Consider the following 6,937-nt stretch of genomic DNA (forward strand, 5'->3'; position numbering starts at 1 on the left):
CAAATTCACCAAATAAAACGAAAATGATTTCCACGATACAGAAAAAGGAGATCGTCATGGTCGCGACCGTTCCCGCCAAACGCGGCAGAAAACCTGCCGCCACCGCCGCTGCACAACCCGGCGGACAGGTTCAATCCCTGACGCGCGGTCTGAAGCTGCTGGAGTGGATAGCCGAGTCGCACGGCAGCGTGGCCCTGACGGAGCTGGCCCAGCAGGCTGGTCTGCCGAACTCCACCACGCACCGCCTGCTGACCACCATGCAGCAGTTGGGTTTTGTCCGCCAGGTCGGCGAGCTGGGGCACTGGGCGGTGGGCGCGCATGCGTTTATCGTGGGCAGCAGCTTCCTGCAGAGCCGTAACCTGCTGGCGATTGTGCATCCGATTCTGCGCAAGCTGATGGAGGAGTCCGGCGAAACCGTCAACCTCGCGGTGCTGGACCAGAGCGACCACCAGGCGATTATCATCGACCAGGTGCAGTGCACGCAGCTGATGCGCATGTCCGCGCCGATTGGCGGCAAGCTGCCGATGCACGCCTCCGGGGCGGGGAAAGCGTTTCTCTCGCAGCTCAGCGAAGAGCAGGTGACGGGGCTGCTGCACCGTAAAGGGCTGCACGCCTACACCCACGCCACGCTGGTGTCGCCGGTGCATCTGAAAGAAGATCTGGCGTTGACCCGCAAGCGCGGCTATTCGTTTGATGACGAAGAACATGCCCTTGGGCTGCGCTGCCTCGCGGCCTGTATTTTCGACGAACATCGCGAGCCGTTTGCTGCGATCTCCATCTCTGGCCCCATCTCACGTATGACCGACGACCGGGTGACCGAGCTGGGCGCGCTGGTGATTAAGGCCGCGAAAGAGGTGACGCTGGCGTACGGTGGGATTCGTTAAACCGCACACAAAACCGCTGCTTGCGGCGGTAAGCGTACACATCTTCCACATGCCCCTTTTTGATCCGCGTTTGTAGCCCGCGCCAGTAGCTGGCGTGGAACAGATCTTCATGCATTTCTTCAAATAACGGCCCGATGCGTGGGTCCGCACACAGCCAGTGGCGAAACTCCTCGGGAAACACATCGCCCGGCGAAACGCTGTACCACGGCTCGCTGGAGAGCTCATCCTCCGGGTAACGGGGCGGCGGGATATCGCGAAAGTTCACCTCGGTCATGTAGCAAATTTCATCGTAATCGTAGAACACCACTCGCCCGTGACGGGTGACGCCGAAGTTTTTAAACAGCATATCGCCAGGGAAGATATTGGCGGCGGCGAGCTGGCGGATGGCGTTGCCGTACTCTTCAATGGCATCACGTAATGCCTGGCCCTCTGACTGTTCCAGCCAGATATTGAGCGGCACCATACGGCGCTCAATGTAGAGATGGCTAATCGCTATTTTATTGCCCAGATCGGTGATTTTCGTCGGCGCTTCCTGCATTAACAGCGACATGAGCGCCGGATCGATCTGCTGCTTATCCAGCACAAAGTTTTCAAACTCCTGGGTATCGGCCATTCGCCCGACGCGATCGTGCTCTTTTACCAGCTGATAGCAGGCGCGGACGTGCGCGGCGGTCATCTCTTTCTGCGGGGCGAATTTGTCTTTTATCACCTTAAAGACCCGGTCGAAGCCCGGCAGCGTGAAAACCAGCATCACCATGCCGCGGATACCTGGCGCTTCGATAAACTGCTCATCCGCCGCGGTGACATAGCGCAGGTATTCCCGGTAACTTTCCGTTTTGGCATGCTTCTGACAGCCAATCGCCATATACAGCTCGGCGGTGGTTTTGCCCGGCAGGATCTCGCGCAGCCACTCCACCAGGGCGGCAGGCAGCGGGGCGTACACCATGAAATAGGAGCGGGCGAAGCCAAATACGATGCTGGCCTCGGCGCTGGTGGTCAGGCAGGTATCGACAAACAGTTCGCCGTCGTCGGTACGGTGAATGGGCAACAGAAACGGCACAATGGCCGTCGGCGTAACCAGTTTGCCCACCAGCCAGGCGGCCTTATTCCGGTAGAACAGCTCGTTGGCCACCTGCAAATGGCTGCGGCTGAGCACCTCCTCGCCGTAGGTTTCACGAAGATGCGCATGGATATAGCCGATATCCCGGAGCTTGTTCTCCCACGGCAGGCGCAGCGGCAAATCCGTTAAGATGCGATGCAGGAGCTTTTCCCACCCGCGATCGGGAAAGAAATCTTTCGCCAGCGGACGCGGAATGGTACGGAAGCGGCGCTCAGGCTGGGAGCTGAAGATAAATAACCGCTCAGGAGATAATGAGCGGTGGTCAAATAACCGGCAATAGACGGAGTTGAAAAAGCTCTCCGCAATCTCGAAGCGAGGGTAGTCGGGTAACAGATGGGTGTAATGCTCTTTCACGCGCAGTAAAAATGCCGCGTCCGGGCTTTTACCGTCGGTAATACAGCGCAGCTGCTCCACCACCAGACCCACATGATGGTCATAGAGATGAATACGCTGCTTCATGGCCTGCTGAACCGCATGCCAGTCTGCATGTTCGAAGCGCTGCTGCGCGCCGGAGGTCACTTCCAGAAAACGGCCATACTGGGCATCAAAGCCCTGCAGAATGGTTTGGGCAATCAGCAATTCCAGGCCACGCGACATATATTCCCCCTCACCCCGTCCCTCTCCCCGGAGGGGAGAGGGGGAAAAGTTTAGAACTGTGCTTCTTCGGTTGACCCCGTTAAGGCGGTAACGGATGAGGCGCCTCCCTGGATGATGGTCGTCACGTTATCAAAGTAGCCCGTCCCCACTTCCTGCTGGTGAGAAACAAAGGTATAGCCGTCTTTACCAGCGGCAAACTCCGGCTGCTGCACCTTCTCAACGTAGTGCTTCATGCCCTCACCCTGCGCGTAAGCGTGCGCCAGGTCGAACATGTTGAACCACATGCTGTGGATGCCTGCCAGGGTGATGAACTGGTACTTGTAGCCCATATCCGACAGCTGCTGCTGGAAGCTGGCGATGGTTTTGTCATCCAGCTTTTTCTGCCAGTTGAAGGACGGCGAACAGTTGTAGGCCAGCAGTTTGCCCGGGTATTTCGCATGAATCGCATCGGCAAAGCGCTTCGCCAGCGCCAGATCCGGCGTGGACGTTTCACACCAGACCAGGTCGGCGTAAGGGGCATAGGCCAGGCCGCGGCTGATGGCCTGTTCGATACCGGCATGCGTGCGATAGAACCCCTCGCTGGTGCGCTCGCCGGTAATAAATTCGCTATCGTACGGATCGCAGTCAGAGGTAATCAGGTCCGCAGCATCCGCATCGGTACGGGCAATCACCAGCGTCGGCACGCCGAGCACGTCAGCAGCGAGACGCGCGGCAACCAGCTTCTGAATCGCTTCCTGGGTCGGGACGAGAACTTTTCCGCCCATATGCCCGCACTTCTTCACCGACGCCAGCTGGTCTTCGAAGTGAACGGCCGCTGCACCGGCCTCAATCATCGATTTCATCAGTTCGAAGGCGTTCAGCACGCCGCCGAAGCCCGCTTCCGCATCCGCCACGATCGGCAGGAAGTAATCAATAAAACGCGGATCGTTGGGCTCAATGCCTGCGGCCCACTGGATCTGATCCGCGCGGCGGAAGGTATTGTTGATCCGATCCACCACCGACGGTACCGAGTTGGCTGGATAAAGAGATTGATCCGGATACATGCTGGAGGCCAGGTTAGCGTCCGCCGCGACCTGCCAGCCGGAAAGGTAAATGGCTTCTATGCCGGCCTTCGCCTGCTGCAAAGCCTGACCGCCGGTCAGCGCACCGAGGCTGTTGATATAACCCTTTTTGGAGCCACCGTGCAGCAGCTTCCACATTTTCGCCGCACCGTTCTGTGCCAGCGTGCATTCCGGGTTGACCGAGCCGCGTAATTTCACCACGTCCTCCGCGCTGTAAGGACGGCGGATGCCTTCCCAGCGCGGTTGAGTCCACTCTTTCTTTAATTCTTCGATTTGTTGGGTACGGGTTTTCATGTGCAGATGCTCCATATTGTTATGTGGTGAGTTACGCCAGGAAGCGGTAGCCTGGCAGGGTCAGGAAGTCGATTAAGTCATCTGATGTGGTGATTTGCTCCATCAGCCGCGCTGCGTCGTCAAAGCGTCCGCTGCTGAAGCGGTGTTCGCCCAGCTCGTCCTGGATGACCCGCATCTCTTCGGCCAGCATCTGACGGAACAGGGCTTTGGTGACCGGCTTGCCGTTGCTGAGCGTTTTTTGATGGTGGATCCACTGCCAGATAGAGGTGCGCGAAATTTCCGCCGTGGCAGCATCTTCCATCAGGCCGTAGATAGGCACGCAGCCGTTGCCGGAGATCCACGCTTCGATGTACTGGACCGCGACGCGAATATTGGCACGCATCCCCTCTTCCGTTCGCTCGCCCGCGCACGGTGCCAGCAGCTGTTCTTCAGCCGTTGGGGCATCTTCTTCGCGCGTGACAAACAGCTGATTTTTGTTATCGCCGAGTACGCGATTGAAGACCTCCATCGCCGTATCGGCCAGGCCCGGATGGGCAATCCACGTGCCGTCGTGACCGTTACGGGCTTCCAGCTCTTTATCGGCTTTCACCTTGTTGAGCACCTGATTATTGCGCTCCGCGTCTTTGCTCGGAATAAAGGCCGCCATGCCGCCCATCGCAAAGGCACCGCGCTTGTGGCAGGTTTTAATCAGCAGACGCGAATAGGCGCTCAGGAAGGGTTTATCCATGGTCACGACCTGGCGGTCCGGCAGTACGCGATCGGGATAGTTTTTCAGCGTCTTGATGTAGCTGAAAATATAGTCCCAGCGTCCGCAGTTCAGGCCGACAATGTGGTCGCGCAGGGCATGCAGAATTTCATTCATCTGGAACACGGCGGGCAGCGTTTCAATCAGCAGCGTGGCCTTGATCGTGCCGCGCGGCAGGTTGAATCGATCTTCCGCGTAGCTAAATACTTCGCTCCACCAGGCGGCTTCCTGCCAGGCCTGCGTTTTTGGCAGATAGAAATAGGGACCGCTACCTTTTGCCAGCAGGTTTTTGTAGTTATGGAAGAAATAGAGTGCGAAATCAAACAGGCTGCCCGGAATGGCTTCTCCACGCCATGTGACATGTTTTTCAGGGAGGTGCAGACCTCGTACGCGGCAGATCAGCACCGCCGGATTCGGTTTGAGCTGGTAGATTTTCCCGGCTTCGTTGGTGTAGCTGATGGTGCCGTTGACGGCATCGCGCAGGTTGATCTGCCCGTCGATAACTTTGTTCCAGTCCGGGGCCAGCGAGTCTTCAAAATCGGCCATAAAGACTTTAACGTTAGCGTTCATGGCGTTGATCACCATTTTGCGCTCTACCGGACCAGTGATCTCAACGCGACGATCCTGTAAATCTTCAGGAATGCCGCGGATTTTCCACTCACCACGACGAATGGAAGCAGTTTCCGAAATAAATCCTGGCAACTTGCCGTTATCGATTTCCTGCTGTTGGTGAATGCGTGCCGCCAGCAGCTTATTGCGCTGCGGCGTAAAGCGGGTCACCAGCTCAGTCAGAAACTCTACCGCTTCGGCCGTCAAAACCTGCTGTTCTTGCTCACCATTCGGCTGGGTAAAGGTCAATTCATCGACCGTGGTTGCCTGTTGAGTCATCGTTCTGCTCCTCATCAAAGATCCAAAATCACGCCCCCAATGCGAACGAAAGATCGTTGTGTAGTTTTCGCTCAGCAGAATTAAGACTATCTATAATTTTTCCAAAATCAAAAACAATTTCCATTTTAATTTTAATTACAACGCAACATAATGATTAATATGGAGTTAAAGTTTCCTGGTATGTTGAACAGGATTTCGGAAATAAAAAAGGCACCCGAAGGTGCCTGATCTGAATAGCTGAAACGCTTTAGGATCGTTTAATGCAGACGATTACTCCAGCGTCGGATTCATGTGGCGAAGATCGTACGGCGTAATCTGGTAGACGTAATAGTTGAGCCAGTTAGTGAACAACAGGTTTCCGTGGCTGCGCCAGGTTGCCCTCGGCTTGTTCTGCGGATCGTTTTTCGGGAAATAGTTGTACGGGATATCCGGATTAAGACCCGCTTCGACATCACGGAAATACTCTGATGCGAGAGTATCGGGATCATACTCAGGATGGCCGGTAACGAACGCGATACGTTTGTCTTTACTGGCAAACAGGTAGGCATCCCCGTCTTCCGTTTCGGCCAGGATCTCCAGATCGGTGTAATCACGAATCAGCTGGGCCGGAAAATCGGCGTAGCGGGAATGCGGGGCCAGGAAGGTGTCATCAAAACCACGCGTCAGCAGCGCGTGTGGATGAAGAATGTGGTGTTCGTATACGCCGGAGAGCTTTTGAGTGCGGGTTTGCTTGGGAATACCGTAGAGAATGTTGAGTGCGGCCTGTACCGCCCAGCAGACAAACAGCGTTGACGTGACGTGATCTTTTGCCCACTCCAGCACCTGTTTGATCTGCGGCCAGTAAGCAACATCGTTAAATTCAACCAGACCGAGCGGCGCGCCTGTCACAATCAGTCCGTCGAAGTTTTCCCCCCGAATATCTTCGAAGTTACAGTAGAAGTTATTCAGATGCTCAGAGGGCGTGTTACGTGACTCGCGGGCATCAATACGCAGCAGTTGAATATCGACCTGCAGCGGGGAGTTCGACAGCAGACGCAGAAACTGATTCTCCGTCTCAATCTTTTTCGGCATCAGGTTGAGGATGAGAACCTTCAGCGGGCGAATTTCCTGACCTGTCGCGCGTGAAGCCGTCATCACGAAGACGTTCTCTTCACGTAAGAAATTGACGGCTGGTAGCTCGTCCTGCACCCGAATCGGCATAACCTTACTTCCTCACAATATACGTATAAACGTTTAGACATCCAGACAGCTAACGATACCCAGAAATGGTATGAATGTCGAGCCTGCAAGTCGAAGGTGAGAAAGTTTCAGGGAGAGGGAGAAAAACAAAAGCAAAAAACCCCGCACC

General features: G+C 55.8%; 5 protein-coding genes. 1 reads left to right on the forward strand and 4 read right to left on the reverse strand.

Translation table 11 applies throughout. The annotated features are described in order from the left end of the window. Nucleotides 1-56: 56 nt before the first annotated feature. On the forward strand, nucleotides 57-884 hold the full coding sequence (gene iclR / locus IM284_RS20845; protein WP_074148023.1) for a glyoxylate bypass operon transcriptional repressor IclR: 828 nt from the start codon (nucleotides 57-59) through the stop codon (nucleotides 882-884). Here iclR and aceK read toward each other — a convergent pair. From aceK to metA, 4 genes are all read right to left on the reverse strand, one after another. Continuing rightward, on the reverse strand, nucleotides 838-2,601 hold the full coding sequence (gene aceK / locus IM284_RS20850) for a bifunctional isocitrate dehydrogenase kinase/phosphatase (protein ID WP_047366834.1): 1,764 nt from the start codon (nucleotides 2,599-2,601) through the stop codon (nucleotides 838-840). The genes iclR and aceK overlap by 47 nt on opposite strands. A gap of 50 nt (nucleotides 2,602-2,651) precedes the next feature. Then, entirely contained in the window at nucleotides 2,652-3,956 is a 1,305-nt protein-coding gene (gene aceA, locus IM284_RS20855; RefSeq protein WP_028015114.1) for an isocitrate lyase, read from the reverse strand. A gap of 31 nt (nucleotides 3,957-3,987) precedes the next feature. After that, a complete protein-coding gene (gene aceB, locus IM284_RS20860; protein WP_047362605.1) occupies nucleotides 3,988-5,589 on the reverse strand; it encodes a malate synthase A in 1,602 nt (533 codons plus the stop codon). A 270-nt stretch (nucleotides 5,590-5,859) separates the two neighbouring features. Continuing rightward, the gene (metA, locus tag IM284_RS20865; RefSeq protein WP_045631510.1) at nucleotides 5,860-6,789 is read right to left on the reverse strand and encodes a homoserine O-succinyltransferase; all 930 of its coding nucleotides are present in this window, start codon (nucleotides 6,787-6,789) and stop codon (nucleotides 5,860-5,862) included. Between the last annotated feature and the right edge of the window lie 148 nt (nucleotides 6,790-6,937).

The organism is Enterobacter cloacae complex sp. P12RS (genome assembly GCF_014895875.1).
GTDB lineage: Bacteria > Pseudomonadota > Gammaproteobacteria > Enterobacterales > Enterobacteriaceae > Enterobacter > Enterobacter bugandensis.

Excerpts from the sequence above, each read along its gene's own strand:
- aceK (WP_047366834.1), bottom strand. The coding sequence starts at position 2,601 with ATGTCGCGTGGCCTGGAATTGCTGATTGCCCAAACCATTCTGCAGGGC.
- aceB (WP_047362605.1), bottom strand. The coding sequence starts at position 5,589 with ATGACTCAACAGGCAACCACGGTCGATGAATTGACCTTTACCCAGCCG.
- iclR (WP_074148023.1), top strand. The coding sequence starts at position 57 with ATGGTCGCGACCGTTCCCGCCAAACGCGGCAGAAAACCTGCCGCCACC.
- metA (WP_045631510.1), bottom strand. The coding sequence starts at position 6,789 with ATGCCGATTCGGGTGCAGGACGAGCTACCAGCCGTCAATTTCTTACGT.
- aceA (WP_028015114.1), bottom strand. The coding sequence starts at position 3,956 with ATGAAAACCCGTACCCAACAAATCGAAGAATTAAAGAAAGAGTGGACT.